Origin of the sequence: Kribbella qitaiheensis, assembly GCF_042657745.1 — a bacterium.
Lineage (GTDB): Bacteria > Actinomycetota > Actinomycetes > Propionibacteriales > Kribbellaceae > Kribbella > Kribbella qitaiheensis.
The window spans coordinates 1-26,292 of record NZ_JBHSKE010000014.1; the positions used below are offsets into that span (position 1 = coordinate 1).

The 26,292-nt window shown below is 67.7% G+C and carries 21 protein-coding genes and 1 pseudogene; 9 read left to right on the top strand and 13 right to left on the bottom strand.

Annotation, left to right across the window (positions count from 1 at the left end):
- From ACFPJ1_RS13930 to ACFPJ1_RS13940, 3 genes are all read right to left on the bottom strand, one after another.
- Positions 1–542 (bottom strand): hypothetical protein (locus tag ACFPJ1_RS13930; RefSeq protein ID WP_380104027.1); only part of this gene is annotated, 542 nt, incomplete at its 3' end.
- A 540-nt stretch (positions 543–1,082) separates the two neighbouring features.
- The gene (locus ACFPJ1_RS13935) at positions 1,083–1,280 is read right to left on the bottom strand and encodes a hypothetical protein (protein WP_380104028.1); all 198 of its coding nucleotides are present in this window, start codon (positions 1,278–1,280) and stop codon (positions 1,083–1,085) included.
- 182 nt (positions 1,281–1,462) lie between these two features.
- Complete coding sequence (locus ACFPJ1_RS13940) at positions 1,463–1,768, bottom strand: hypothetical protein (protein ID WP_380104029.1); 306 nt, start codon at positions 1,766–1,768, stop codon at positions 1,463–1,465.
- A 205-nt stretch (positions 1,769–1,973) separates the two neighbouring features.
- Here ACFPJ1_RS13940 and ACFPJ1_RS13945 point away from each other — a divergent pair, with 205 nt between their 5' ends.
- The 4 genes from ACFPJ1_RS13945 to ACFPJ1_RS13960 all read left to right on the top strand — a co-directional run bounded on the left by ACFPJ1_RS13945 (position 1,974) and on the right by ACFPJ1_RS13960 (position 4,418).
- A complete protein-coding gene (locus tag ACFPJ1_RS13945) occupies positions 1,974–2,441 on the top strand; it encodes a VOC family protein (RefSeq protein WP_380104030.1) in 468 nt (155 codons plus the stop codon).
- A gap of 199 nt (positions 2,442–2,640) precedes the next feature.
- Entirely contained in the window at positions 2,641–2,784 is a 144-nt protein-coding gene (locus ACFPJ1_RS13950; RefSeq protein WP_380104031.1) for a hypothetical protein, read from the top strand.
- A 134-nt stretch (positions 2,785–2,918) separates the two neighbouring features.
- Entirely contained in the window at positions 2,919–3,734 is an 816-nt protein-coding gene (locus ACFPJ1_RS13955) for a helix-turn-helix transcriptional regulator (protein ID WP_380104032.1), read from the top strand.
- A 45-nt stretch (positions 3,735–3,779) separates the two neighbouring features.
- A complete protein-coding gene (locus ACFPJ1_RS13960; RefSeq protein WP_380104033.1) occupies positions 3,780–4,418 on the top strand; it encodes a DUF2461 family protein in 639 nt (212 codons plus the stop codon).
- A 116-nt stretch (positions 4,419–4,534) separates the two neighbouring features.
- Here ACFPJ1_RS13960 and ACFPJ1_RS13965 read toward each other — a convergent pair whose 3' ends face one another.
- Positions 4,535–5,404, bottom strand: coding sequence for an LLM class flavin-dependent oxidoreductase (locus tag ACFPJ1_RS13965; protein WP_380104034.1), 870 nt, complete (start codon positions 5,402–5,404; stop codon positions 4,535–4,537).
- Positions 5,405–5,566: 162 nt separating this feature from the next.
- On the opposite strand from ACFPJ1_RS13965, the gene ACFPJ1_RS13970 reads away from it, so the two are divergent.
- Positions 5,567–6,784: a GNAT family N-acetyltransferase gene (locus ACFPJ1_RS13970; RefSeq protein ID WP_380104035.1), complete on the top strand. Its 1,218-nt coding sequence runs from the start codon at positions 5,567–5,569 to the stop codon at positions 6,782–6,784.
- Between the two features lie 86 nt (positions 6,785–6,870).
- On the opposite strand, the gene ACFPJ1_RS13975 is transcribed toward ACFPJ1_RS13970, so the two are convergent.
- The 7 genes from ACFPJ1_RS13975 to ACFPJ1_RS14005 all read right to left on the bottom strand — a co-directional run bounded on the left by ACFPJ1_RS13975 (position 6,871) and on the right by ACFPJ1_RS14005 (position 19,197).
- Complete coding sequence (locus ACFPJ1_RS13975) at positions 6,871–8,520, bottom strand: hypothetical protein (protein ID WP_380104036.1); 1,650 nt, start codon at positions 8,518–8,520, stop codon at positions 6,871–6,873.
- A 156-nt stretch (positions 8,521–8,676) separates the two neighbouring features.
- Positions 8,677–9,357, bottom strand: coding sequence for a hypothetical protein (locus ACFPJ1_RS13980; protein WP_380104037.1), 681 nt, complete (start codon positions 9,355–9,357; stop codon positions 8,677–8,679).
- A gap of 432 nt (positions 9,358–9,789) precedes the next feature.
- Entirely contained in the window at positions 9,790–11,187 is a 1,398-nt protein-coding gene (locus tag ACFPJ1_RS13985) for an FAD-binding oxidoreductase (RefSeq protein ID WP_380104038.1), read from the bottom strand.
- Between the two features lie 96 nt (positions 11,188–11,283).
- On the bottom strand, positions 11,284–12,654 hold the full coding sequence (locus tag ACFPJ1_RS13990; RefSeq protein ID WP_380104039.1) for an FAD-binding oxidoreductase: 1,371 nt from the start codon (positions 12,652–12,654) through the stop codon (positions 11,284–11,286).
- Complete coding sequence (locus ACFPJ1_RS13995) at positions 12,651–16,250, bottom strand: BTAD domain-containing putative transcriptional regulator (RefSeq protein WP_380104040.1); 3,600 nt, start codon at positions 16,248–16,250, stop codon at positions 12,651–12,653. The genes ACFPJ1_RS13990 and ACFPJ1_RS13995 overlap by 4 nt, the downstream gene beginning before the upstream one ends.
- 542 nt (positions 16,251–16,792) lie before the next feature.
- Positions 16,793–17,209, bottom strand: a complete 417-nt coding sequence (locus tag ACFPJ1_RS14000; RefSeq protein ID WP_380104041.1) for a hypothetical protein — start codon at positions 17,207–17,209, stop codon at positions 16,793–16,795.
- Positions 17,210–17,904: 695 nt separating this feature from the next.
- On the bottom strand, positions 17,905–19,197 hold the full coding sequence (locus tag ACFPJ1_RS14005) for a S8 family peptidase (protein ID WP_380104042.1): 1,293 nt from the start codon (positions 19,195–19,197) through the stop codon (positions 17,905–17,907).
- Positions 19,198–19,415: 218 nt separating this feature from the next.
- On the opposite strand from ACFPJ1_RS14005, the gene ACFPJ1_RS14010 reads away from it, so the two are divergent.
- The 3 genes from ACFPJ1_RS14010 to ACFPJ1_RS14020 all read left to right on the top strand — a co-directional run bounded on the left by ACFPJ1_RS14010 (position 19,416) and on the right by ACFPJ1_RS14020 (position 22,735).
- A complete protein-coding gene (locus ACFPJ1_RS14010; RefSeq protein WP_380104043.1) occupies positions 19,416–19,604 on the top strand; it encodes a hypothetical protein in 189 nt (62 codons plus the stop codon).
- Positions 19,605–19,786: 182 nt separating this feature from the next.
- Positions 19,787–20,368, top strand: coding sequence for an OsmC family peroxiredoxin (locus tag ACFPJ1_RS14015; RefSeq protein ID WP_380104044.1), 582 nt, complete (start codon positions 19,787–19,789; stop codon positions 20,366–20,368).
- Positions 20,369–20,914: 546 nt separating this feature from the next.
- Positions 20,915–22,735, top strand: coding sequence for a glycoside hydrolase family 15 protein (locus ACFPJ1_RS14020; RefSeq protein WP_380104045.1), 1,821 nt, complete (start codon positions 20,915–20,917; stop codon positions 22,733–22,735).
- A gap of 23 nt (positions 22,736–22,758) precedes the next feature.
- On the opposite strand, the gene ACFPJ1_RS14025 is transcribed toward ACFPJ1_RS14020, so the two are convergent.
- Entirely contained in the window at positions 22,759–25,533 is a 2,775-nt protein-coding gene (locus tag ACFPJ1_RS14025) for a helix-turn-helix transcriptional regulator (protein WP_380104046.1), read from the bottom strand.
- Positions 25,534–25,538: 5 nt separating this feature from the next.
- Here ACFPJ1_RS14025 and ACFPJ1_RS14030 point away from each other — a divergent pair, with 5 nt between their 5' ends.
- On the top strand, positions 25,539–25,823 hold the full coding sequence (locus ACFPJ1_RS14030; protein ID WP_380104047.1) for a hypothetical protein: 285 nt from the start codon (positions 25,539–25,541) through the stop codon (positions 25,821–25,823).
- Between the two features lie 177 nt (positions 25,824–26,000).
- Here ACFPJ1_RS14030 and ACFPJ1_RS14035 read toward each other — a convergent pair.
- Positions 26,001–26,292: pseudogene (locus ACFPJ1_RS14035) on the bottom strand (hypothetical protein); the annotation flags it as partial.

Sequence of the window (26,292 nt, forward strand, 5' to 3'; positions counted from 1 at the left end):
CACCGAAGAAGCAGAAAAACAACCCACCCACACCTCTTGACCGACCCCGCTCCTTCAGGGATGACCCAGGTGAGTTGGGTGACCAGATCGAAGCGAAGATCACGTACGGCGGGAATGATCGTGTCGTTGTCACAGACGGCGGTGAAGAACTCCCGCCAGCGTGCGTTCTTCAACATATCCCGCTCGGGCTGTGAGGCATCGTCGACCAGCTTGCTGATTTCGCTGTACTTGATCGCCCGGGTAGCCATTGAGGCCTTCTGCAGCCAGTCCAACTGCACCGGCAACTCCACCGGCGCCAGATTGGCCAGGGCCCGCTTCATCTCCCCGAAGTCCAGCGCTGAGGCCAACTTGTCTCGATAGCCGGTGAGTACGGTGCGCTTCTCCGGGGCCGACATTGTGCCGAGCAGGTCGATCACCTTTTCCTCGGGGGTGTCGAACTGGTCCAGGTACCGGTCCAGCGTGTCGATCTTGTTCGTCTCGTCCGCGCGCTGGATGACCTGGGTGACCGCTGCGTTGCCGACCATCTGCTGCAGGTGCAACACGTTCCCGGGCGCCCCACTGGTCGGCGCCCAGGAGCGGGCTTGACCGCCGGTCGCCCGGGGCCGCTTGCGTCCGGTCGGCCGCGGCGTCGGCTCGTCCGTCGTTGGGCGGGCTGAGCCGGGCGCATCGTGCTTCCGCATGCTCACCTTCCCGGCCGATGATCGACGGTGCTCGCTTCACTGTCGGCGATAGACCCGCGCCTTGTCCATCGCCGGTAAACGCCCTTTCGGACAGTCCTCGGTGCCCATACGGGCAAGGCGGGGGATCGGCTACCGCCTACCTACATCGACTACGACCAGAACCTCGCGACGCCCAACACCATCGCCCCGTGTGGCCGCTTCTGCGGATAATGGTGTGCGTCTGACGGAGGAGGCTGGCCGTGGAAGCCTCTGGGGAGCTGTTCGGTGACCTGGCCGAGCAGGAGACGGCTCCCCTGGGGTGACCTGGGTTCCTTTGTAGTAACGGGATTTTCGCTGGTATCAGTAACTGCTGATTACTGGTCCAGAGGAACGGGAAATGAACGCCCTCGTTTCTCCACCGCGTCATTGCCCGAGAAAGGGCCTCAACGTGCCACCGAATCCATTGCCCGAGCAGACATCCGTGACGCGCTCGTCGTCCATGGGTCCTTCCGGAATGCCTTCGCCCGGATGCCTGCGCTCGTCCTGGCGGTCCCGGCGGGCGATAGCAAGCGCGCCAGGGTTGTTGCCGACCACATCGACCTGATTCAGGAGTTTCTCCACCTGCATCACAAGGGTGAGGACGCCCTGCTCTGGCCCAAGCTGCTGGACCGGGCTCCTTGTGCTGTCCGCGCGGTATTCCGTGCCGGCCGGCGAGTTCTCGCCTGAGCCGCGCTTCGCGCACCACTGACCCGGCGGCTCAGAGAGGCCGGCCCCGCCTTCGGAGGCGGGGCCGGCCTCCTCTGTCAGTTCGTAAGGTGGCGCAGCACCGCGATGATGCGGAAGTCGACCGTCGTGTGGTCGATCAGGGCATGGACCGGGGAGTCGCCCATCTCCGTCGTGATGCCGGCCGCACTGTGCCGGCCGTCGGCCTCGGAGTCCCAGGCGACGATGTCGCAGACCAAACCGTCATCGTCCTGGGCGATCCGCCGCCAGCGGAAACCCGGTTGCCGGCGGAGGTAGTCGTCGATGTCGGTGTTGGCAGCGACGAAGTCGGCCCCGGTGCTGCCGGGTACCAGCCGGAACTGGGTGATCTCAAGTGCCTCTGTCACGATCGTGACTGCTCCTTCGTGGTCAGTGTGGGTTGTCTCTGGCTACCGGAGTACAGCGCGACGGCCGGTCACATCAACCGAACCTAGGTCATCGCGCGGTGACCGAGGTTCGGTCGACGGACCCGAAGGTAGTTCTGCTGGAACCAGGTTCAGCAGGGCCAGCGAGAGCGTCGTATCGGGGGCTGCGATGGGTTTCACTGTCTTCATGCCAATGCCTGTCGCACCGCCGAAGAACCCGGACAGTCCGCTTGCTTCGCTCGTCGGGCATCACGTGGGGATCCGTGTCCCGGACTATGCAGCCGCGGTCGCCTGGTACACGGAGAAGCTCGACTTCCGGATCCTGCACGAGTGGCCTTACGGCGAGCTGAAGCTGGCGTACCTGATGCCCGCGAACGACGACGACTTCCACATCGAGATCCTGGCTGGTCCGGTGCCTTTCCCGAAGGAGGTGCTGGACGATCTCGGCGTCAGCCTGCGGTACGGCGGATACCAGCACATCTGTGTGCACGTGGACAACGTGGACGACGTCCGCGCCGAACTCAGCCGCCGCGGTGTCGACCTGCTCGGTGAGCCGTTCCTGGTCGAGGACATCAGCCGCAAGCTCGCATTCCTGCGTGATCCGTGGGGCAACATGATCGAGCTCTCGGAGACGCTGCCGGGCGCCGGCGCCTGACCGATCGCCTTCAGTGCACGCGTTTCAGCACTGGTCATGGTTACCGCCAGGTGACCTGAGATCCTTTGAAGTGACCTGACCTCGTCTTGTAGATCGGTAGCCGACAGTTACCGATCTGGGCAGGTCAGGAGATGCACAGTGGCGAATAGTCGGGCCTTTCACCTCCTCTTCCGGCCGCCACGGTTCGGGTCGAAGCACGATGATCGAGCTCGCCCATGAGTCGCTGACCTGGCGCACCTTGCCCGAACTGCTGACCCTGCATGACCGGTCCGACCGCGAGGCACCGTCCTCCCGCAGTGAGCGGCTGGCCACGGTCTGGCCAGGCACCCTTCGGTCGAGCTGACCGAAGGGCTCGGCCACCGGCGGATCCTCGTGATCCCGGTGTCCTCGGGCGCGCTGCCGAGTTCTTGTCGGCGCACAGGGTGACCGGGAGGAGGGTCTCCTGCAGGTGGTGGGAGAGGGGTGATAATGGCCTTTGTGCAACTGACGGAGCTCGGTGACTTTCTGCGCTCACGGCGGGCCAGGCTGAGTCCGGTCTCCGTCGGGTTACTGGTGCGCACCACTGGGCGACGGGTGGCCGGATTGCGCCGGGAGGAGATCGCGCTTCTCGCCGGGGTGAGCGTCGACTATTACACCCGGCTCGAGCAGGCGCGGGCGGCCAATGTCTCCGACCAGGTGCTCGAGGCCGTCGCGGGCGCGTTGCGGCTGAACGAGTTCGAGCGGCGGTACATGTTCGAGCTGACCCGGCGGGCGGCCGGCGAGGAGGCTTCGGCGGTCAAGGTCCGGCCGGCTCTTCGAGCGATGGTGGACGCCTACGACTCGGTTCCTGCCATCCTGCACAACGACTGCCTGGACGTGGTGGCGATCAACCGGATGGCGAAGATCCTCATCGATGACTTCGCCGCGATGCCGCCCGCCGAGCGGAACGTCGTACGGTGGATGTTCCTCGATCCGCGAGCGCGGACGGTCTACGTGGACTGGCAGGAGGTCGCCCGCCAGACCGTCGCCGTACTCCGGTCCGCCGCCGCGCGTGGTGCCCACCCAGACCGCCTCGACAGCCTCGTGGCGGAGCTCGTGAGCTCGTCCGGCGAATTCGCGACGTACTGGAGTGAATTCCAGGTGCGTGGTGACCCGCACGGCAGGAAACGCTTCTTCCACGAGAAGGTCGGCATCATCACGCTCAACTACGAGGCCCTGGTACCGCCCGCCGACACAGGCCTTTCACTGATGGTCTACACCGCAGACAAGGGCTCCCCGTCCGAGGAGAAACTGCGAACCCTCGCCGAGCCGTAGACACGTCACGGTTGCCGGGTGCGGGAGCTCGCTAGGCTGCCAGTCGTGACCGGTGATTTCGAGGGGTGGCCGAGGGCCGCCTTCGATGTGCTGCTCGAGCTCGACGGTGATCCTCCCGCCGAGGTCAGGCTGCGATGCAGGCGAGACCGGGAGGAGCTGGTTCGCCGTCCGATGATCGAGCTCCTCAATGCGGTGGCTGACGCGGATTCCGCGTACGAGGACTTCTCCGTCTGGGGCTACGGCGACGTTCTGGTCGAGGCATGGCAGCGGCAGCACGCGATCGTTCGGCTGGCCCGGAACGTCGAACTGGGCATCCGGTTCGATCTCGACGGCCTGGAGGTTGGGGTGGCGTGGTGGTACGCGCCGGCGGTGCAGATCGAGCGGTACCGGGCCGCGGTGGCGGAGTCCGGTTCCGGACGGCGGCTGACCGGCATCGTCCGGAAGCTCGAGCGAGAGGGGTTCGTGATCTCGGGCGACCTGCTGAAGCGCCCACTCCGAGGGCATCCGGCCGACCACCCGCGGGCGCGACTGCTGAGGCACCGCTCAGTCATCGCAACCCGGCCGCTCGGCTGTGACGACTGGCTTCACACACCCGCCGCGGCCGACCGAGTGGTCTCCGCATTCTCCCAGTTGCGCCCGCTGGCACGGTGGCTGGTTGAGAACGTGTCACGGCCCCGACCCTGACGCGCAGGCGATTCTCTACCTCAGTACGCATCCTCGACCTCACCAGACGATGAGCGATGTCGGATGGCGCTCCAGTTGCTTCAGCTCGTAGGTCGTTTGCTCTGCTGGCAGGTCCGTCATCCGAGGCTTGGCGGGCCTTGTTCGATACGGCGGAGGATCGGGTCGAGGCGATAGAAGTCCGTGCCGTTGATCAGCTGCCGTTCGTCCCACCAGGTGGCGCCTGCCTCGGCCAGCGGCTCGATCAATGCGCGAGACTGCGTGCGATCAGCCGGGCTGATGCCGCCGACGATGACGTCGTACGGCGTCATCGGGTCGACGCGATGGTCGCCGAGGTAGGCCATCAGGTCTCGGAGATCCTCGACGGGGGGAGCCTCGCCGTGGTTCGCGTTCAGGAACAGCGGTACGGCGCCGTCCCAGCGGGCGGCGCGGCGCATCGGAGCCTTGCGTGGCCAGTATCCGGCGATCCAGACCGGCGGCCGGGGTCGCTGAACCGTTGCTGGGAGCAACGTTACGTCGTCGACCCGGTAGTGATCGCCCTGGTGGTTCACTGTATCGCCGGACCAGTAGCCGGCGAGCAGGTCGAGTCCTTCGTCCAGCCGGCCGGCCAGCACTTTTGGATCAGTCGAGTCGCCGAAGCTGCCGAACTCGTCGTCGATCGGTCCGCCCAGGCCCGCGCCGAAGATCACCCGCCCGTCGCTCAACCCGTCCAGCGTCGCGACCTGCCGCGCCAACTGCTCCGGCCGGCGCCGTGCGACCGGCGTCACCAGCGGACCGAGCTTGATCCGGGAGGTCGCCAGCGCGGCCGCGGTCAGCAGCATCCACGGGTCCCCGAAGGGCTGGCCCTGCCGCCGTACCTTGCTGTGGACGACGTGGTCCCAGAGGAAGAGACCGTCCCAGCCGGCCTCCTCGGCCGCCGTCGCCACCCGCGCGACCGTGCGGGCGTCGGCGAAGTCACCGAAGTTCGGAATGTTGATCGAGAAGCGCACCCTCGCATCCTCACCTATCGAGACGCAGTTCGACGAACGGAATAGTGCTTCGGCCACCACGCGGTGGTGAAGGCACCTGCATTCAGGGACGTCGGGCAATCGAACCAGAGTGCTGGGACCGATCGGTGAACGTTTGTCGGAGCGGCGTGTGACCATGCAGTCATGGTGAATTCCGAGTACGTGCTGCGGGCGGCGACAGCTGATGACCATGATCGGTTCGTCAGTCTGTTCGCTACGGCGATGATGTTCGAGAGCACGCCGACCGACCTGGACCGGGAGCTGTTCGAGCCAGAGCGGGCACTGTTAGCCGTAGACGGCGACAAGCTGGTCGGTACCGCCAAGGCGATGAGCCGCGACCTGTCGGTACCGGGCGCCGTGGTGCCGGCGGCGCACGTGACCGCGGTCGGCGTCCGCGCGACTCACCGGCGACGGGGCATCCTCTCCAGCCTGATGAGCCGGCAACTGCGCGAGGTACCGGAAGCATTGGCGGTGCTCTGGGCGAGCGAGCCCGGCATCTACGGCCGGTTCGGCTACGCTCCGGCGGTCTGGGGCGTCTCGTACGAGGTCGACCTGCGCAAGGTCGGGCCGCATCCCGTGCACCGCGGCGCCGGCCGCATCGAGGAGCTGCCAGCCGAGGACGCACCTGCTCAGCTGGCACCCATGCTTCGGGAGCTGCAGACGAAGCGTCCCGGAGTGTCGGGTCGATCCGAGCAGGTCTGGTGCAAGCAACTACAGGACGAGCCCGAGAATCGCGGCGGCAAGACCGCCAGGCAGATCCTGGTCCACCGCGACGAGGCCGGCGGCTTGGACGGGTACGCGTTGTGGCGCGGAAAGCTGAGTTGGGGACCCGGCGGTCCGTCCAACGAAGTGACCGTGGAGGAACTGGTCGCTCTCGATCCGACGGCCTACCACGCGCTCTGGTATCACCTGCTGACGCTCGACCTGGCCGCCAAACTCGAGTACGGCCACGCCGCGCTCGACGAGCCGCTGCAGCAGTTGGTGAGCAACCCGATCGCGCTCAATCGGCGGCTGACCGAGTCACTGTGGGTTCGGCTCACCGATGTCAGTCGCGCCCTCGCACAGCGCCGCTATGCCAGCAGTGTGGACGTGGTTGTCGAGGTGAGCGATGACCTCATCGAGGACAACAACGGCCGGTTCCACCTGACCGGCGACCCTGAGCGCGCCATCTGTGAACGCACAGAGTCCACCCCCGACCTCTCGCTGTCGGTGGGCGAGCTCTCCGCCACCTACCTTGGCGGTCGGCCACTTGCCGAGTTCGCTGCGACCGGCCGAGTCACCGAACACACCCCCGGTGCCCTCCTTGTCACCACAGCCGCCTTCCGTTGGCCCACTGCCCCCGCGAGTATCGAGATCTTTTAGCCTCTCGAGGCCGGCGAACCGGCGGACGCCGTCGCGGGTCAGGCGGATCCACCGGAGTTGCCGGTGAATCCGCCTGACATGTCTGCTCAGCTACAGCCAGGGAACGCGAGGGATCCGATCCTGGTCTGCCAGCCGTTGTTGGAGGAGTTGCGGTAGTACTGGTTGACGTACCAGAAGGTGCAGTCGTCGACCGGGTCGACGTTCATCGACGTGTAGTCGCCCCAGCGGTTGCTGACCAGTTGCGATCCGGTGCCGGCGATCATGCTCGCCTCGGCCTGCATCGTGCCGAGTGGCGCGGTGGCGAGCCGGCCGGTGAATCGGACACCCGGGAACACCTGCTGGCTGGAGACGCTGTAGCCCAGCGCCATGTTGCCCCTCTCGTCCATCGCGACGCTGCCCATCCAGCGGTTTACCTTGTCCGCGGGAGAGTAGGTGCCCTGCTGGTAGACGCTCCAGCCGGAGCCGGTGTTGCGCAGTTCGTACCAGCGGGTGCCGGCGAGCTTGGGCTGTGCTTCGACGGACTGGTTGGTCACCATCGCTTGATGGGTACCGAAGTTGCGGTAGGCCAGCCGCCAGATCGGCCGCTGCCGATACGACAGTACGTCGATCAGGTTCTTGGTTCCCGGCTGCGGGATGCACGCGCGGGAGTTGTTGCCACGGCAGGGGAAGATCGAGTCGAACGGTGCCACCGGCAACGACCCGGTGAAGGTGAAGGTCGACGCGGTCGGCGTGGCCCAGTCGACGTGGAACTCGAACACGTTCAGTGCATCGGCTGGTGCGCCGTACTGCGCTCCGTCGTCCATAGAACCGACGTAGAAGTTCGGCGTACCGGCGGGCGGCGGCTGGTTGCCATCTAGGTCTGTCGGGAGCAGGCCGTCGCCCTGCAGCCATGGGGTGGCGCCCGGCGGCAGGAGGAAGCTCACCACGGCGGCGTTCGGGTTCCCGGCGTACAGCTGGTCCTTGTTGACGACGTAGGCGCCGTTGCCGGCGAAGTTGTCGTCCGGATCGAACTCTCTGGTGCTGATGTAGAGCCCGTCCGGCCAAACGCCGTACTTGGGATAGTCAGGGAAGTTCAAGCCGGTCGGCACGGCGTACCGGAAGTAGGCGCCCAGCGGATCGGACGTCTGCGAGACCGCGATGCAGTTCCAGTAGTTCGGACCGAGGGCTGTGAACTGGGTGAGAATCCAGCGGTCGGCGAACTGGTCGTGCAGGACGATCGGGTCGCCGGCGCTGTCGGAGCAGTCCGGTATGGCGAAGCCCTGCCACAACGTACCGAGGTCGGCCGGTCCGAACAGCTTCGTGCCGAACTTGTTGTAGATCGCGAAGCTGAGGTTGACCATCTCGACGTAATGGTTCGGACCGACGTCTCCGACCGGGTCAGGCGGTGAGACCTGCTGGATGTTGGGTACGCCCTCGAACGACTGGATCAGCGTCGGCGCGTCGCCCGCTGCCGGTGCGGTCTGTAACGCGGCGTCACCGGTGTACCCGGTGTCTCGCGGTACGGCGCCCCGCTCGGCGGGGCTGGTTCCGGTCCTGCGTGGTGCGACGACTCGAAGATCGCGCAGCGGCTTGCTGCGGTCGAAGGCGGCGACTTTCGACACCTTCGGCTTCTGCTGCTCCTGCCGCTCGGGAGCGCCGGAGGCGCTGGTGGCGGCGAGGGTCGATGCGGCGAGGGCAGCTACGACGATCGCGACGATGACGCCTCGGCGGCGCGAGGCTGTGGACACGGTGCGCATGGGTTCCTCCCGGTGCACGCGAGCGCGACCGGTCCCCGCGCGACTCCCTCGAGTCAGTCGCACCCGGGGGCGGCCGCGGGTGCGTCGACGACGTACCACTCACCTCGGTAGCACCAGCGCCACGCTGGGTCAACAGGCTGCGCCTCGGCCGGGTAGTCAGCTGGGGAAACGCGGCTGGTAGTCGCGGGTTACCTCGCGGACCTTTCGGTAACCGATGATGCCGAGCAAGATCGCGGTCGCCATGGCGGCGAGGGCACTGGCGATGGCGCGAAGCGTGACCCCAGCGTCGGCGGCCTCGCAGATCACCGCGGCCAGCACGCCGGTGACCACGGCGTTGATGATGCCCACAATGACAGGCGATCCCGAGAGCCAGTGGGTCAGGCCGACCCGGCTGCGAAAGCTGTAGGTCTTCAACAGCCCCTGCGCGTCGTCATGATGGCTGGCGACAAAGTACGGCTCCAGCTCAGGTGCGAGCTCAAGGTAGGCGTGCCGTAGCCGGTTCATGCCGATCACGAGCCAGGCGTCCTCGATATCCGCCTCGATCAGGCGGAAGTACGTTCCCACGCCGACGAGTAAGGCAACGGGGAGAACCAATAGCGCGAACGTCTGGAAGCTCTGCCCGAAGCCGGCCGCGTTCGCCACCAGTGAGAGTGCGATGACGGTGGCCGAGAGGACGGTCAGATAAGTGCCGGTCCGGCTGAAGATCTCGTTCCACGTCATACTGCGCGTAGCGAGCAAGCTCCAGTGCTCGGTCGCGAGGAACTGCGCATGCGGGCTACCCGTGGTGTCGACGCCATCGAGCGGTGGCGGGGTTCTGACCGATGGCTGTTGCCTCATCCGATCTCCCATGCTGGTACTGCCCTTCCGCGACAGCCACAGCCGCGCCCTGAACCTTTGATGTCGGCGCTCTTGATGACTGGCCCCTTGCTTCGAGTGTGAACGGCGATGCGCACTACGGCCACCCCTCACAGACAACCGCACGCGTGAACGTTCCGACAACAACGATGATGTCAACGCTTTGAGGCGGCCAGGGCCTCAGTGCGGCGATAGATGCAGTTGCCAATAGCAACTAGGAGTCGTCACTGAAGCCAAACACAAGAAGCAGCACCCGGGCCGCCGCGCCTGCGGGTGCGGGAGACCACGTCGGTGGGTGCGCGGTCGGGGTTGGTGGCCGCATCCTCGCCAGGCCCATCCTTGACAGCGGTGAGGAGGATGAGGCCCCGCGCGGCGGAGGGGGCTCCGCCGCGCGGGCTTCTTGCTCGGGGGATGTCAGCCGGCGATCGCGCGGGCGTACTCACCGATCTGCAGGACACCGTCCGGGTCGTACTTTCGGCTCACCTCGGCGATGCGCCGAAGCGTCTCCTCGTCGTACGCGCCGCGGGCCGTCCGGGCGTCGTGGGGCGGTCCGAAGTTCGGCCAGACACCACCGGTGTCCCATTCGGACAGCGCCGCGTAGAGGCGGTCCCAGTGCGGCAGAACGCGGGGGTCTTCCGCGATGCCGACGGCGAGCACGCTGAAGCCGGCGGCACGGTGCGAGAAGGCGTTCGGGTGCTCGGCCTCCCGAGCGTAGGCACCGCCCAGCTGGCGGACCTCGACCATCAGCTGAGGCGATCCCGAGTCGTAGCCGGCCACGTCGAGCAGCCGCTTCGCGGTCTCGTCGGTGAACTCGGTGAGCAGCATGGCCGGGTCGACGACGGGCATCGGGTCGACCGGGTCGGCGTGGACCGAGTCGACGGCCGTGTACGGCTTCAGGTCAGCATCGTCGAGGATCACCGGAGCGACGGAGCGGATCTGATCCAGCAGCTCGCGGCCCTCGTCCGCGGCCCCGGTCCAGAGGAACCGGACGCCGAGGGTCATGCGGCCCGCCAGCGCCGGCGGTACGCCGAGCTCGGGGGCGTCGGGGAGCTGGAAGAGTACGAACGACGTCGTCGCCTGCTCGGGGAGCGACACCGACCAGTGACGCCACCGGTCGATGACACGCTCCGCGTCGGCACCGTCGAAGTACACGGCGCCGCCGTAGAAGGTCGGCAGGTGCACCAGGTCGAACTCCACCGCCGTCACGATCGCGGTCGCGCCCTTGCCGCCCCGCAGGGCGAAGAACAGATCCGGATGCTCGGTCGGGGTGACGCGACGGAACTCACCGTCACCCGTGACGACCTCGAATGCGCGCACCTTGTCCGCGGCGAGACCATATGTGCGGGCCATCGGGCCGACGCCGCCACCGGTCGTGTACCCGACCACGCCGACGTCGCTGGTGGATCCGTTGAGCGGGGCCAGCCCGTACGGCGCGGCCGCCTCGATCACCGGGAGCCATTTCACGCCGGCTCCGACGCGAGCCCAGCCCTCGGGGTGCACCGTGACCTCGTCCAAGCCCTTGGTCACCACGAGCAGGTGTCCGGCGTACGAGCTGTCGGCCCCGTGTCCGGTGGCCTGGACGCCGACGGTGTAGCCGTGCTCGCGGGCGAAGCGGACGGTGGCGACCACGTCCTCGGCAGTGCGTACGGCGACAACCGCGGCCGGCTGCATGGGGACGGCGAGGAGCCACGGTGTGGACAGCGCGGCGTACTGCTCGTCGTCGGGCGTGTGGACCTCGCCGGTGAGGCGACTGCGAAGCTCCTCGAGGGAGGTGTGCTGCCGCTGGGTGGCGCGGTCAAGAGCGATCGTCATCGAACTTCTCCTGTTCGGTCTGTCGTTGCTGTGATGACGGACCGACGGTGTCGCGAAGCACTTGACGGCGACTTGTGACCGGCTTGAGGCGCCGGCTCAAGTCTGATGCGGTGACATGAAGAGCCCGTGCGGATCGACCCTGCGACGGATCGCGGTCAGCCGGGCGTGGACGTCCGGCGGGAAGGCTTTGCGCGTGTCGCTGCTGTCGTCGAGCATCGGAAGATAGGTGCCTCCGGTCGACCAGGGGGCGACCGCGGCCAGGAACCGCTCTGCGTCGGCGCGCTGCCGCGGCCAGTCGTCGGGTTCGAACCCGAGCCCAACGCCCAGTGCCAGGAAGGCCCCGTCGAGGGCCGACAGGATGCCGCCGTCCGGGTCCGGCCGGGACAGCGCGCCGCCGAGCTGGCGCAACTCGGCCACCGTGAGGCTGGTGCCGGAACGCGGACCGGCAGTATCGATCACCGCCGCGATTGCCGCGTCGGGAAGCTCGGCGACCAGCGTGCTGCTCGCGTACGCGGGGGTCGGCTCCTCAGGCTCGAGGTGCAGCCTGACCAGGTCGGCGGCTGGAACCCGGCTGACCGTGTCGAGCTCCGGAGCGAGTGCGCGCAATGGCGCCAGTACGTCGTCGGCGAACGCGTCGTCGCCCAGCACGGCACCGTCGATGATGGCCAACCGGCGCCCCCGGACCTCGGCCGGCATCGAGTCCCGATCGGGTACGTCGACCAGGCGGAACGACGTCGTCACGTGCTCGGGGGCGTCCGCGCACCACGCGACCCACCCGGGCAGCACCTGGTCGACGGCCGTCCCGTCCCAGGCGAGGAACCCGGCGACGACGTTCTGGATCGGCTGGAGTTCGAACTCGAGCGCACAGACGACCCCGAGCGGCGTACCGCCACCGCGGAGGGCCCAGAACAGGTCGGGGTCACTGTCGGCAGTCGCGCGTACGAAGGTGCCGTCGGCAAGGACGACCTCGACTGCCGTGACGGAGTTGCACTGCAGACCGAGTCGCCGGGCGTACCATCCGATCCCGCCACCGAGCGAGTAGCCGACCACGCCGACGTCGGGGGAGGACGGATGCAGCGTGGCGAGTCCATACCTCCCGGCCGCCTCCGCCACATCACCCCACAACACGCCGGCGCCGACGCGGGCGATCCGGTTCTCGGGGTCGATGCTCAGTTCCGTCATCGCGGAGGTGCGCAGCAGTACGGCATCGGCCAGCCTGCCGCCCAGCGCCGGGGCGCCGTGGCCGGTGCCCTGCGGCGCGACCGACAGGCCGGCGGCCTGGGTGGCGCGGACGACCTCGGCAACCTCTTCGGGGAACGCGGGATAGGCGACGGCCGCGGGATAGTCGGAGACCACCAGGTTCCACGGTGCGCGCGCCATGTCGTACGCCGGGTCGCCGGGAAGCTGCACGGCGCCGCCGCAGAGCCCTCGAAGGCTCGCGGCCCGGAGACTCTGCTGCACCGTCACTGGAGCCTCCCGTTCTGGTCGTGCGTCATGGTCGCTTGTCCGACTTGAGAGATTCTTGAGCTGCCGGGCTCCGCCGTGAAGCCGGCCCCGTCCAGTACGTCCCGAACGGTTCCGGGTGTGACGAACAGCCGCTGCGCGACTTCGTGAACGTCCAGGCCGGCGGCGGTCAGGTCGAGGATCTGCCGGTCGGTCCGCGACAACCGAGGCACCTCGTCGGTGCCTGGCTCGATCGGGCGACCGCGCCGCTCGAGTTCGGTCAAGGCCCGCTCGCGCACCGCGCCGGCACCGCGCTGCTCCGCCAACCGGCTTGCAGCTTGCAGCAGCGCGATCGCATCCTCGCCGCCCACGTCCGGATGGCTGCCGAGCGCGCATTGTGCTCGGGCGAGGTCGACCGCGGCGGTCGTCGACGAGAGCAGATCCACCGCCTCCACGAGATTGTCGAGGCCGGCATGACCCCGGAACTCGCCCAGCATGCACAGAGCCCTGCCAAGGAAGCTCGGCGCGCCCCATGTCCGAAGCAGAGCCAGTTCCTCCTCGGCCGTCTCGATCGCCTCCGACGTACGTCCGAGCCCGAGCAAGGCCGTGGCCTTGATGGACCGCCACGGGTTCCAGACCGGATTGACGATGGCGATCCCGTCGATGGTCGACTGAGGATTGCCGAGCACGACAAGGGCTTCCTCGCAGCGGCCCTCGGCGACGAGCAGGCGCGCCACGGCCTGCTGATAGACGCGACCGCCTTCGCCGAACGCGGCACCGTCGGCGAAGGCGTCGGCCGCCCGGCGGGCGGCATCGAGGTCGCCCCGATCGAGATGGCAGCCGATCTGGAAGGCGCGGGCGAAGGGTTCGCCCACCCGCGTACCTCCCCAGAGGCGATCCTGGTCGAGCGCGGCCCTCAGGCACGCCAGCGCCTCGTGGAGCTCGCCGCGCCGCCATTGCCAGAACCCCTCCCACAGGCTGGTGGACAGCGCCGCGAACAGCGACCCGCGGGCGTGGCTGGCGGAGCGCGCCCGGCTCCAGAAGTCGCCGATGTCGTCATCTGAGAGGATCTGGACCGCGGCGGCATTGACCCAGAACAGCCCGTCGTCGACGGCGATCAGGTGGTCGCCGTCGAGCGCGAAACGGGCCATCGTGATGGCCCGTTCCCGGTCGCTGCCGGCCAGAACCGATTCCAGCGCGACCGTGGCGGCCAGCATCAGCGCTCCCGGTCCTTGCCCTTCTGGCTCCTGAGCGGGTGTCTGCCAGCCGTCGCCGATGCTGTGCATGAACCCACTGATGCGCTGGATGGCGATGAGCGCCTGGCGCTGGTCGGCCAGTCCGTCAGGGAGCGCCGCGGCGGCCTCCCGGGCGAAGGTCGTCGCGACTCCGGGCGGACTCGCGAACACTTGGGTCGAGGCGGCCGCGATGGCGATCTCGCTTCGGACGCGCGGGTCGTCCTGCAGCCGGTACGCCTGCACCAGGTGCTCAACCGCTGCCGCGCCGTCCACTGGCGCTTCTCGCATCCCGAGTTCGAGCACCACGTCGCCTCGCCCCGAGCCCATCGGCGACTCGACGAGTGCCCTGCGCAGGTAGGTCACCGCGCTCTCCGCCGCCCCTCGCTCCGCCGCCTCTCGCGCCGCCGTACGGAGCAGTGTCACGACGTTCTCGTCACCCCGGGGCGGCGCCAGCAGTAGGTGTGCGGCAACCAGTTCGTCACTCGTCCGCGCATACCGGAGGACCGACGCGGCCCGCTCGTGGCAAAGCTCCCGCTCGGCCGCCGGCTGCGCTTGGTACACCGCGTCCCGTACGAGCGGGTGTGCGAACGTCACTGGTTGCTCGTCCCTGACGATCTCGGCACGCGCCAGTGCGGCCAGCGCTTCCGCGGTACGGGCCTCCGTGACCCCAGCCAGTGCCGCGACCGCCGGCAGGGCCGCACCGTCGCCGAGGACGGAGGCAGCCCTCGCTACGACCACGACGTCGGGTGGCAGCCTGCGCAGCTGCAGCAGTACCCGGCTCGACACCGCCCGCGACCCGACCGCTACGACCCGGTCGGCGTGGGAGGCATCCGGCCGGACGCCGTCAGCCGCAAGAGCCTGGAGCAGCTGACAGAGCAGGAACGGGTTCCCCGCGGTCGTCCGCTCGCAGGCGGTGACGAACAAGGGTGCGGGTCGTATGCCGAGCCGTCGCGCCACCAGCTCGGCCGTAGCCTCCGTGGACAGCGGCGCCGGTCGTACGACGAGCGCCTCGGGTTCGAGCGCCAGCTCTGCGATGAGGTCCTCGTGGTCGTGTTGCTCGCCGGTGCGGAGGGTCGCCAGTACCAGTACGGGTACCGCGGCGAGCCGCCGTACCAGATATGCCAGGAAGCGGAGCGAGGCGCCGTCACACCACTGCGCATCGTCGACAGCCAGCACCAGTGGTCCCTCGGTCGTGAGGTTGACAGCGAGCCAGTACAAGCCGTGCAGGACGGCGAAGCCTTCGGCCCGGCCGCCGTCGGCGATGTCGAACACGGCCCCGGCTCCTGCCGCGGCACCACGCAGCAGCTCGTCGCGACGCGCGGGGTCACCGACCTCCGCCTCGAACAGTTGGCGTACGACGCCGAACGCGAACGCACTCTCCAGCGCGCTCCCGCGGGCCGACAGCACCCGCACGGACCGCTCGGCCGCGAGCTTGCGCGCCTCTGCCAGCAGCCGTGTCTTCCCGATCCCGGCCGGACCCTCGAACAAGAGCAGACCAGGCTGCCCGCCCGCGAGGCCGTCCAGCATCGAGCGGAGTGCCGCGAGTTCGCGGTCCCGGTCGACGAGACCGTTGTGGTCCGGGGCCGTTGCCCGCACCGTCTCCTCCCGCGGTTGCCTGGCAGGAACCAGTTCAGGCGACTGCGCGAGTACCTGTGCCTCCAGTTCGCGGAGAGCCGGACCGGGGTCGACGCCGAGCTCGTCGGCCAGGGTCTCGCGGGCACGCCGCAGCGCGGCCAGCGCGTCGGCCTGCCGATGGGCGCGGTACAACCCGAGCGCCAGCAGCCGCCACCGCTCCTCCCGCAACGGCTCCTCGGCGACCATCCCCTCCAGCTCGGCAGCGACGAGAGCAGCCTCCCCTAGGTCGAGACGAGCGGCGAGCAGCCGTTCGCGGCCGACGGCTCGCAGCTCGGTCAGGCGGGCGATCTCGGCCCCGGCCCACGGCTCGTCGGCGTACTCGACCAGCGCCGGACCGCGCCACAGCGCGAGCGCCTCGTGCAGCGCGGCCGCCGCCGCCGCAGGGGAGGTCGGCGCCTTCTTCAGCAGGGTCTCGAACCGCCAGGCGTCGACCGCGTCGGAGGGGAGTCGTACGGCATACCCGGGCCCCTCGCGGACGACGACCGCGGACCGCGCGCGAGCCGGTGACCCCGGCTGCAAGCTGCGGCGCAAGTGCGAGACATAGGACTGCAGAGCGCCGGCGGTGTTGCCGGGCGCAGGCTCTCCCCAGACCGCGTCGGCGAGCCGCTCGGCCGGGACGACCTCGCCGCGTGCGAGCACCAGCACGGCGAGTACGGCGCGCTGCCGTCGCCCGCCCAGATCGAGCACGGCGCCGTCGTACGATGCCGTGAACTCGCCGAGCAGGTTGATCCGCAACTGGTCCGCCCCCACGCCACCACCCCCACCGACACGGTAAACGAAGAAGACCCATTTCGACATCGCCTCCGCGGGCGGTGAGCGTCCTGCTACTACCGGTCGCGGGCGTGACCGGTGCGAGGAACCTCAAGTCATTGCCTTAGGCAACCGAATACCCGAATGCCGTTGACGGATGAGTGAACTCACACAGTGACGTGCCTCATGGCTGCTTAGACTCAAGCTTCAGCCTCGACCTCTGAGCGTTGAGAGTTAGTCCCTCGTCGCGCCTGCCCGAATGAGCATCGGGTCCAACGCCGCTACAGACGCTTGCCGTGGGTGACTCGCTGGAGGTTGGCAAGCGCTTGCCGATCTGGCTTAGGCTGACCGCCCGCGGACAACCGCGTACAAACCGCCTCGGCAACGACCCAGCCGACCTTGGCAATGAGTCGGAAGCGCCTGCGGGGCGGCTCCCTGACTGGGAGCCGCCCGGCTTGTGTCGTGCTCACGAACCCTGCAGTGCCTTAACGCCTTCTCCACCAGCAGTCGGGCCTACTGATTGGGTCGGGGGAGTCCTAGTCCTACACGTCCTCCCACGCCAGCGAGCTCATCCTCCAGCCGGCCGGCGTGCGGACGAACTGGGTGAGCTTGCGACCGGAGCCCTCGAACCACTCGCCGTCGCGGGAACCGGACTTGCGGTACTCGCTGAACCGGTGCGCGATCGATCCGAAGATCTCGGTCCGCTCGGCGACCTCCCATTCGGAGAACTCCGTCAGCGTCCCGTCGGTGAGGATCTTCTCCCGAGGTACGACGAATCCGTCGAGATCGTAGATCACGGGCTCGCCGCCGACGTGACTGATGATGATTCCTTGTGGAATGAACACCTCACGGACAACGTCCACGTCCGGACGACGGCCGCCGGTATTGTCGAACGCACCGAGAAACGCACGCATCAGTCCGTCAAGCTCGGCCTTGTCACGCAGCGGGTCGGCGACCATCGGACTCCATTCACCTAACTGATGTTGTGTGAGCTTACTGTGCGTGTCAGTACGCATGCCTGTGGAGGAGCAGCGCTCGCTGTTCCTGCGGCTCGCGCTGCTGGTCGGGTCCGCGTGGTCGTGCGCTTCCGCCGAGGAGGCGAGGTGGTCCGACGACAGTTGAAGTGGTTTGGATTGAGCCCCCCAGCTGCCGCCGATCGTGTTGCGTGGGCGGCGTACTTGTTACCGACGTCGCCGGTGTCGTGGCCGAGGTCGGGCTGTTGCTGGGTCTTCGTCAGCCTTGGGTGATGTGAACCTGCCCCGTTGCTCAAGGCAACCAGCACTCCGCGGTCCTTCGAGAACAGGCTGCTGGCCTTCTCGCCGACCAAACAGAACAGGCGGCACAGTCTGTGCCGCCTGCCTGACGCTGCCGACGGCGCTCGAGGCCGCGCCGATGACGAGCAGGCTTATGTTCAGCGTGACTTCGAAATCTGCGAGCCACCAGTTGACGACCTGACTCGCCACGTCGTGTGCCGCAGCGGTCTCCTGGGCGGCGACGAGATGCTCTGCCAGGCCGTAGGCCCAGAAGAGAACGCCAGTCCGGCGACGGCCTCCGCGCTACTGATCGCGACGATCACCCATCGGGCCAATAAGGGTCGGAGGGAGGCTGACGCGGTACGGACCGAGCTGACCGGACGTACCGCGTCAGCGTGCGGTTAGCCGTCGGTCGATGCCTGCGCGTCATCTGGCAGGAGCACCGGCCCGACAGCCGGCAGAACGCGGCGGTGGCTGAAGGCGAGCAAGGCGTTGGCTGCCTGTTTGGGGCGTTCGCCGGTCAACGACATTCGGGCGGCGATCAGGCCAGCGACCAAGGGAGTTGCGAATGAGGTGCCGCTCCATCGCGCCATACCGGCGAAGTCGCGGAACCGGCCTGCGTTCGGTCGTTCGGTGCATTTGTAGCGCCCGGTCAGAAACGCGTTCACGAGATTCTCTCCCGGTGCGTAGACGTCGACCCAACTGCCGTAGTTGCTGAACGACGCACGGCTGGTTCCGTTGGCGGCCAGTGCTCCCACCGAAACGGCTTCGGGGTAGGCGGCCGGCCAGAACCGCTGGTCAGTGCCGTCGTTGCCGGCGGCGGCGACGAGTACCGGGCCGTCCGCGCTGCCCTGCCGCGGACGGGTGAAGGTGTCGAGAGCCATCGGCGGTACGTCGAAGCGCGTCGTGGAGCCGGCCGAGAGACTGATGATGTCCGGATTCTCGTCCATCACCTCGGCTAGTCGGTCGGCCAGATCCGCCTCGAACACCGCCCCCGCTTTGTTGAAGTAGCTCTTCACCACCACCTCGGCCTGCGGCGCGATCGCGCGGACGACGCCCGCGATGAAGGTTCCGTGACCCGCGTATGGGCGGATCAGCTTGGTCACCGGATCGAAGGCCACTTCGGGGTCGCCGCTCACGCCGTTCAGCCAGGGTGCACTCGGCGCCGGGGTCCAGCCGACGTCCAGGACGACCACCTTCACCCCGTGGCCGTCGGCATTGCCCACCTCGGTCAGAAATGGATCTGGGAGCGCGCCTTCGAGCACTTCCTCGGGTTCCGTCGCGGGGCAAGGACTGACGCTGCAGACGTAGAACAGGTGTTCCGGCGTGACATGGCCGCGGCCGAACCGTCTGTCGGCATGCGCCACGAGACGTTGGATCTCAGTGAAGCCGTCGCCGTCAGGTGCGTCGGCCGGTACGGCGTCCGGCAGGTTGAGCCGGGTGACGCCGAGGCTGCTGCGCCGAGCGTTTCCACCGCCGAAGAGATCGACCGCCCGGGGAGCGTCGTGATCCCTGACCAGCACGCTCCTGGACCGGTAGATGGCGTTCACCCCGGCGGTGCGCCAGTTCGGCGGATCGATCTCGATCTCGTCGCCGAATTCGGCCAGAATCAGCTCGACCTGGTCTTCGAATTTATCGTTTGAATCACCGTCCGGCTGGTTGTTGTTCCCGCCCGAGTTGTTGTCGTCCGGCATCTTTTCCCCCTCGATGATCACTGGCAGGTATATCCCGGCCAGTTGACATTTCACTGTGTCGACAAACCAGGGGGTGTGTCGAGGTGACGGCGCCGGGGGATCTGCTGACGTAGGCTTTGTCGTGTCCGCATGATGGGATTTCCGAGGCGCGACGGCTGCTCGCGAGCGGACCGCCGCAGTTCACCGCGTCGATCGCTCACCAGGCCCGCGGCATCGGTATGTGCCAGCTGGGCGACGTCGACACCGCGATCCGGGAGATGCGGCTCGCCGAACAGTCGGGCACCGGCGGCGCGAACGACTGGCATGCCCTCCGGGGCGGGAGGCTGCTGCTCTCTCCGGTGTTCCCGGCCATACCCCGGGGGTATGCCCGGGCTGTCTCGGGCGCGATGGGGCTCTGGGCGGCATGACAGTTGTGTCAGGCAAATCGACTAGGCCTGATCCGTTTCAGGCCGACGGACGGACTGTGCCTGCTACCGCATGCAGTGGCCCGATCGCGATGTCGCCCGGGTGAGCGGTTGCACTGAAAGACAGGGTGCCTGGATCCGCAGCCATGGGTCCTGGCCCGCATCGATGATTGAAGGAGCATCCAATGGCAGCAGTACAGAGAACGGCGCAGGTTGACTGGACGGGAAGCATCGCACGGGGCGCCGGGGTCACATCCGGAGGAAGCGGCGCGATTCGGGACTTGCCCGTCACGCTCGCATCGCGCTTCGGTGAGCCGGCAGGCAAGACGAGCCCGGAGGAGCTCATCGCGGCGGCGCACGCAGGATGCTTCGCGATGGCGCTGGGTTCGGTACTTGCGGGATCCGGAACGCCTCCGGAGTTCCTGCGGGTCATGGCCACCGTAACGCTGGAGACATCCGGCGACCCCACGATCGTCTCGAGCCTGCTCGACGTCCACGCTCTAGCCGCCCAAGTCGATGCCGCATCGCTTGAGCGGGCAGCCCATGAGGCCGAACGAGCTGTCCAGTCTCGCGAGCCCTGCAGGGAAATGTCGAGATCCGTGTCCACGCCACGCTGGACCAGCCGTCCGACCTGTCGGCCGTCGAATGAACTCGCAGGAGGTGCTGGCAAACAGCCGGGGCGTGCTCTGCAAGGCACCAGCGACGGCCGTGACGTAGCCCAAGTGCAGTGCGGGCGGTCTGCCTTGGCGCAGCCGAGTCGGGGGTAGCCGCGAGGAAGTCCGCGACGCATGCCGATTCGGGAGCTCGCTGTGAATCTCGAAGGTGGTTCCGAACCCGCTGTGGCGAGTCACTGTGCCGGCGCTTCGTTTGGATGAGCAGGCGAGGCCGCGCGTCTACTGCCTGCCCGGCCCTCCGGCAGGAAACATCAGCCGTTGGGCGGACGTCCTTTCTCGACCTCGCGCCTATCCTGGTTCTGCTTTTCGAGCGACCAAATGATGTGATCTCGGCAGGCTGAGCCAGGTGTGGCGCGTCGTGGGGATCGATGCCGGATGATGTCCCCATCGAACGAGCGAACGACGAGGCGACCACGGCGCCCGGCACCTGCCGTCCAACGGCGAACGTCTGCGACATCATCGATGCTGGGCACCGGTGGTCGTAGCGATCCCGACGGTCGCCCATAGTCCGGCCCTCTGCTCTCACTGGCGACCGGGGACTCTGCCGGGGTAACGACCCGGGTCCTCACTGGGGCCACGGGCCGCCTGATCCGCGACGGTTGTTGCAAGAGTCGTCCACCGCGGGCAGAGGAGCCGATGATGACGCAGCAGATCGAGGACTATGCACTCATCGGCGATCTCCGCACCGCGGCCCTCGTCGGCGTCGACGGATCAGTCGATTGGCTCTGCCTCCCGAGATTCGACTCGCCGGCCGTGTTTGCGACGCTCCTGGGCGATACCCGGAACGGCCGATGGATCCTGGCGCCGCAGAGCGGCGGACGATGCACGCGTCGCCGGTACCGTGGCGACTCGCTGATCCTCGATACCGAATGGATCACCCCGGACGGCGCCGTACGCGTCACTGACTTCATGTCACCGACCAGCGCAGGGCCGCAAGTTGTCCGCATTGTGGAAGGCTTGGCGGGCGAGGTTCCGATGCACATGTGCATGGCCCCCAGAATGGATTACGGCAAGGTCGTGCCAAGCCTCCACAGCGTCGGAGGGCACTTTGTCGGAACCGCCGGACCAGACTCCGTCTGGCTGAGAAGTGACGTCGCCTTGACCGCCACGAACGACACCCTGACCGGCGACTTCGTGGTCTCGGCGGGTCAGCAGATTTCCTTCACTTTTGGACACTTACGCTCGTCGCAGCTCGAACTCCCTACCGTCGATGCCGCCGACAACCTCGCGGCCACCGAAAGGTACTGGCTCCAGTGGATGAGCAAGTGCACCTACTCCGGTCCTTGGGCAGACGCAGTCAAGCGATCTCTCATCATCCTGAAGGCACTCACTTTCGCGCCGACCGGGGGCATCGTGGCCGCAGCAACCACGTCACTGCCCGAACAGATCGGCGGTTCGCGCAACTGGGATTACCGATTCTGCTGGTTGCGCGACGCGGCCTTCACCGTGCGAGCGTTCCTCGCCACTGGATACGTCGAAGAAGCCTCCGCCTGGCGTGACTGGTTACTGCGCACGGTCGCCGGCGATCCGACCGGAACGCAGATCATGTACGCCATCGACGGCACGCGCCACCTCCCCGAACTGACACTGGACTGGCTGCCTGGACACGCCGCCTCCAGACCTGTGCGCATCGGCAACGGGGCGGCAACCCAACGACAGAACGATGTTTGGGGCGAAGTCCTCGACGCTCTGCATGCGACCCGCGCCGCAGAAGATCCGCCGCGCCCAGACGAAGCAGATCTGGAACGGGGTCTGGTCACACAGCTTGAACAGAACTGGGCCGAACCGGACAACGGCATCTGGGAGATCCGTGGACCGCAACGACATTTCGTCCACTCCAAACTGATGGCCTGGGTCGGAGTGGACCGAGCCGTCTGCGTTCTCGAGAACGACCACACTAGTGAATCCCTGAACGAACTACGTGAGCTGCGGGAGGCGATCCGCACGGAAATCTGCAACCGGGGATTCAGCCAGTCGCGACGAGCATTCACACAGTCGTACGGTTCCGCGCGCCTGGACGCTTCGGTCCTTCTCATGCCGCGCTACGGATTCCTGCCCTGGGCAGACCCGCGCATGGTCGCCACCGTCGACGCCATCCAGAGAAACCTCACCCGCGACGGTCTCGTCCTCCGCTACGCCGTTGGCGCCGAGGGCACCAACGTCGATGGCATCCACGGTGAGGAAGGTGCCTTCTTGGCGTGCTCCTTCTGGCTTGCCGACGCGCTTCACGGAATTGGTCGCACGGATGAGGCCGCCGAGCTGTTCGACCGCCTGCTGTCCTTGCGCAACGACGTCGGCCTGCTCAGCGAGGAGTACGACCCGATCACCGGACGCCACCTCGGCAACACGCCACAAGCTCTCAGCCACGCCGGCCTCGTCACCACCGCACTCCACCTCGCCAAGCCAACGGCAACAACCGTCCAGCACCACCCGCCAACATGGCAGGAAGCCGCCAGCTGAGTTCCCGCCGGAACCTCGTCTGACTAGGCCGACGAGGTGGCAGAGCTCGAGTCGGGCAGGGCGCGGCGCAGTTGTTTTCGGGAGGTGATGTCAAGTTTGGCGAACACCTTGCCAAGGTGCCATTCGACGGTGCGAGGGCTGATGAACAGCCGGGCGGCAATCTCGGGATTCGTGAGATCGTCGCGGGCCAGCCGGGCGATCTGCGCCTCCTGTGCGGTCAGCTCCTCGTGCGTCTCGACTGTCCGCCTGCGTAGTGTCTCGCCAGTGGCAAGCAGCTCCCGTCGGGCACGCTCGGCAAATCCCTCGGCCCCGGCGCGGCTGAACGTGTCGTGGGCCCGGTAAAGCTGCTGGCGGGCTTCCACGCGACGGTTCCCGCGACGCAACCATTCGCCGTACAGGAGTTGAGCACGGGCGAGGTGGACGGTGATCCGGGTCCGGGCGAGGCGCTCGACCGCCTCTCGGTAGAGGGCGTCGGCGACTTCGCCGTCGCTCAGCGTCGCTCGGGAGCGGGCCTCGATTCCGAGCGCCCACTCCGTCCCGGCGGCGCGTGTTCGTTCCTCGAGTCGCCGCAGGGCTGTAGCGCCGATGTCCGGTCGATCGCTGCGCGCAGCCGCCTCCACCAGCTCGGTCAGACCCCAGCCGAAGAGACCCAGGTCATCGTGTTCACAGACCCGTTGCGCGGCGGCGAGCGAGTCCTGGTAGCGGCTGAGACCGTTGTAGAGCACCGCTGTGGCGTAGTCCGCCAAGGCGATCGCCCTTCCTTCACCCCTGGCTGTTGCATCCTCGATGCTGGCCCTGAACAGCGCCGTGGCCTGGGCTTCCTGGCCCCGCCAGGCGGAGAGCACCAGCGAGGCGTACATCAACGGGGGGCTGCCGGTTGCCTCGGTGATCACGTCGGCCTCGTCGATGAGCTCTGCTGCGGAGGCGAACTCGCCGGCATGTACGTCAACGCCGGCGCGATAGGTGAGCGCGATCGGGAAGGCGGTCAGCCAGCCCGCATCCCGCGCGTGCCGAAGCTGCCGGGTGGCCAGCTCATGCCACGACTCGTCATCCCACAGATCCGGGGCGATTCGGCACCCCAGCCAGAGCCAGCGGGTGTCGTCTTGACTGCGGCCCTCCTCCTCGGACAACGCGCGCAGCGCTCGCTGGAGCGGCTGCACCCCTGCCTCATAGCCTTCGGTGAACCTTCTCACGAGACCGTCGAGGAGTAGATCGATCGCACGTGCCGGCTGCGGGGCCCGGGGCGCCGTGCGGGCTGCGCCGGCGGTGTCGGCCACGCCGCCGCCGCTCTTGCTGAGGCGGCCGGCGAAGATCGCCGCTCCGAGCGCTTCGAGGTAAGTCTCACGCGCCGACTGTGTGTCCAGCGCCTTGAGGTGTTCGGCGGCGTTGAGCAGTAGCGATGGAGCGTCGTTGCCGCGTCTGAGCAAGAACGACAGCTGTGCGCGCAGCCGTTCCAGCTCGGCCCGCCGGATGCCGCCGAGCGGCGCCAGATCCGCCGCCGCAAGCAGCGCCTGCGCCGAGTCCGGCGCGCCGGCCAGGAGCTTGGCCTGAGCGGCGGCGAGTGCACGCGCTCCACGGCGCGCGCGATCGGGCGTCAGCTCGGTCGCGCGTTCCAGAAACGCGGCCGCCGCGACCGCGCCGCCGCGGGCGCGCGCCCGGTCGGCCGAACGCTCCAGCTCGTCGGCCACGGCCTCATCCGGCCCTGACGCCGCACGGGCGAGATGCCAGGCGCGACGATCGGGATCGAGCACCAGATCGGTTGCTTCTGCCAAAGCACGGTGCACCGCCTGCCGGTCGCCCACGGACACCGACTGGTAGACCGCCGAGCGGACCAGCGGATGGCGGAACCGGACCCGGGCGCCGAGTTCGACCAGTCCTGCAGCCACGGCAGGCGCTGCAGCGTCGCCTCCGATTCCCTGCAATTCGGCTGCGCGTCGCAAGAGCGTAATGTCGCCGATGGGCTCAGCGGCAGCAGTGAGCAGAAGCTGTTGCGTATCGTCCGGAAGGGATTGGAATTGTCGATAGAAACTCTGTTCGACGCGGGTCGCCACAGCCGCCGTGTTGGGAAGGCCGAATCCGCCCGCCAGCTCGGTCGGCGTCAGCACTCGCGGCAGCTCCAACAGCGCCAACGGGTTGCCCCGCGTTTCGGCGACGATGCGGTCGCGCACTTGTACGTCGAGCGGTCCACGAATCGCCGATGCCAGGACCAGGTGGGAGTCGCGCTCGCCGAGGCCCTGAACCTTGAGTTCCGGCAAGCCGGTCAGCTCGTCGCTGGGCTCCCGCACGGCGAATATCAAGGCCACCGGATCGGCCATCAGTCGTCGTGCCACGAAGGCCAGAGATTGCACGGAGGCCCGATCGAGCCACTGTGCGTCATCGATCACGCAAGCGAGCGGCTGCTCCTCGGCCGCACCCGCCAACAGAGTCAGGACGGCAAGACCGATGAGGAAGCGATCAGGTGCGGCGCCCTCTTGCAGCCCGAATGCGACCCGCAGTGCATCGCGTTGTGGGGGCGGCAACTTCTCGACCCGGTCGAGCATCGGCCCACAGAGCTGGTGAAGGCCAGCATAGGCGAGCTCCATCTCCGACTCGATGCCCACGACTCGCGCGACGCGGAAACCCGCCGCGCGCTCGAGCATGAAGTCGAGCAGCGCCGACTTGCCGCAGCCCGCCTCGCCGCGCAGCACCAGCACGGAGCTCCGCCCTGTAGATACCGCGTCCAACAGCCTGGCCAGTACCTCGCACTCGCTGCGCCGACCACGCAACACTGACCGCGGGCGACCGCTGGACGGACCCATGGTCGATGGTAGGGAGTGCGCCCACTGGTTTGGCAAGCCTCTCGAGGCGATTGGCACGGTCGCTCGGTCGGTGCCACCTCTCTGCCGGGCCGCGTGCAGGCCTTCACCTCGTCCGTTCGTGCGCGACGGTAGACCGACTGGATGGCTTGACCATCACTCTGCCCGACGGAGCGTGGTTCAATCTGCGCCCCTCCAACACCGAATCGTTGCTCCGCCTCAACGTCGAAGCAACCGACCACGACAGCATGAATCAGCTCCGCCAAGACGTAGTGACCCTTTTGGACCAGTGAACCGATCGGCGTGGCTACCTCCTGGTTTTGTGGTTCAACACATCGGCCACAGGTTCGGTGGGGTCAATGACCCGAGCATCACCTTCAACTCCACTGCAGTGGTGCAGACCGACTGGCCAGGCCTCAGGAGAGGCCTGGCCAGTGAGCTGCTCCGCTGCGGTGGCGCGGAGCTCGCGGTCAGCTCACTCGGGTTGAGTTCGCCGCGTGTTCGATGAGCGCGGTGAACTGTGATGCCAGCCGGGTGATTCCGCCGACGTGACTGGCGGTGGGGTATTCGACGATGGTGGCGCCGGCGTGTGCTGCCATCGCGCGTTCCTCTGCCGGGTCGATCATGCGGTCCTGGCCGGACACGGCGTACCAGGACGGGACGTTGTGCCAGCCGACCGGGCCGGAGGGTGTCCCGACGATCGAGAAGTTGAGTGGCAGCTGTGCGGCGTTGAGCGCGGCTGCCTGTCGTTTGGTGAGGTCT

Excerpts from the sequence above, each read along its gene's own strand:
- ACFPJ1_RS13945 (WP_380104030.1), top strand. The coding sequence starts at position 1,974 with ATGCCAATGCCTGTCGCACCGCCGAAGAACCCGGACAGTCCGCTTGCT.
- ACFPJ1_RS13950 (WP_380104031.1), top strand. The coding sequence starts at position 2,641 with ATGATCGAGCTCGCCCATGAGTCGCTGACCTGGCGCACCTTGCCCGAA.
- ACFPJ1_RS13970 (WP_380104035.1), top strand. The coding sequence starts at position 5,567 with ATGGTGAATTCCGAGTACGTGCTGCGGGCGGCGACAGCTGATGACCAT.
- ACFPJ1_RS13975 (WP_380104036.1), bottom strand. The coding sequence starts at position 8,520 with ATGCGCACCGTGTCCACAGCCTCGCGCCGCCGAGGCGTCATCGTCGCG.
- ACFPJ1_RS13980 (WP_380104037.1), bottom strand. The coding sequence starts at position 9,357 with ATGAGGCAACAGCCATCGGTCAGAACCCCGCCACCGCTCGATGGCGTC.
- ACFPJ1_RS13985 (WP_380104038.1), bottom strand. The coding sequence starts at position 11,187 with ATGACGATCGCTCTTGACCGCGCCACCCAGCGGCAGCACACCTCCCTC.
- ACFPJ1_RS14000 (WP_380104041.1), bottom strand. The coding sequence starts at position 17,209 with ATGGTCGCCGACCCGCTGCGTGACAAGGCCGAGCTTGACGGACTGATG.
- ACFPJ1_RS14005 (WP_380104042.1), bottom strand. The coding sequence starts at position 19,197 with ATGCCGGACGACAACAACTCGGGCGGGAACAACAACCAGCCGGACGGT.
- ACFPJ1_RS14010 (WP_380104043.1), top strand. The coding sequence starts at position 19,416 with ATGTGCCAGCTGGGCGACGTCGACACCGCGATCCGGGAGATGCGGCTC.
- ACFPJ1_RS14015 (WP_380104044.1), top strand. The coding sequence starts at position 19,787 with ATGGCAGCAGTACAGAGAACGGCGCAGGTTGACTGGACGGGAAGCATC.
- ACFPJ1_RS14020 (WP_380104045.1), top strand. The coding sequence starts at position 20,915 with ATGACGCAGCAGATCGAGGACTATGCACTCATCGGCGATCTCCGCACC.
- ACFPJ1_RS14025 (WP_380104046.1), bottom strand. The coding sequence starts at position 25,533 with ATGGGTCCGTCCAGCGGTCGCCCGCGGTCAGTGTTGCGTGGTCGGCGC.
- ACFPJ1_RS14030 (WP_380104047.1), top strand. The coding sequence starts at position 25,539 with ATGGTAGGGAGTGCGCCCACTGGTTTGGCAAGCCTCTCGAGGCGATTG.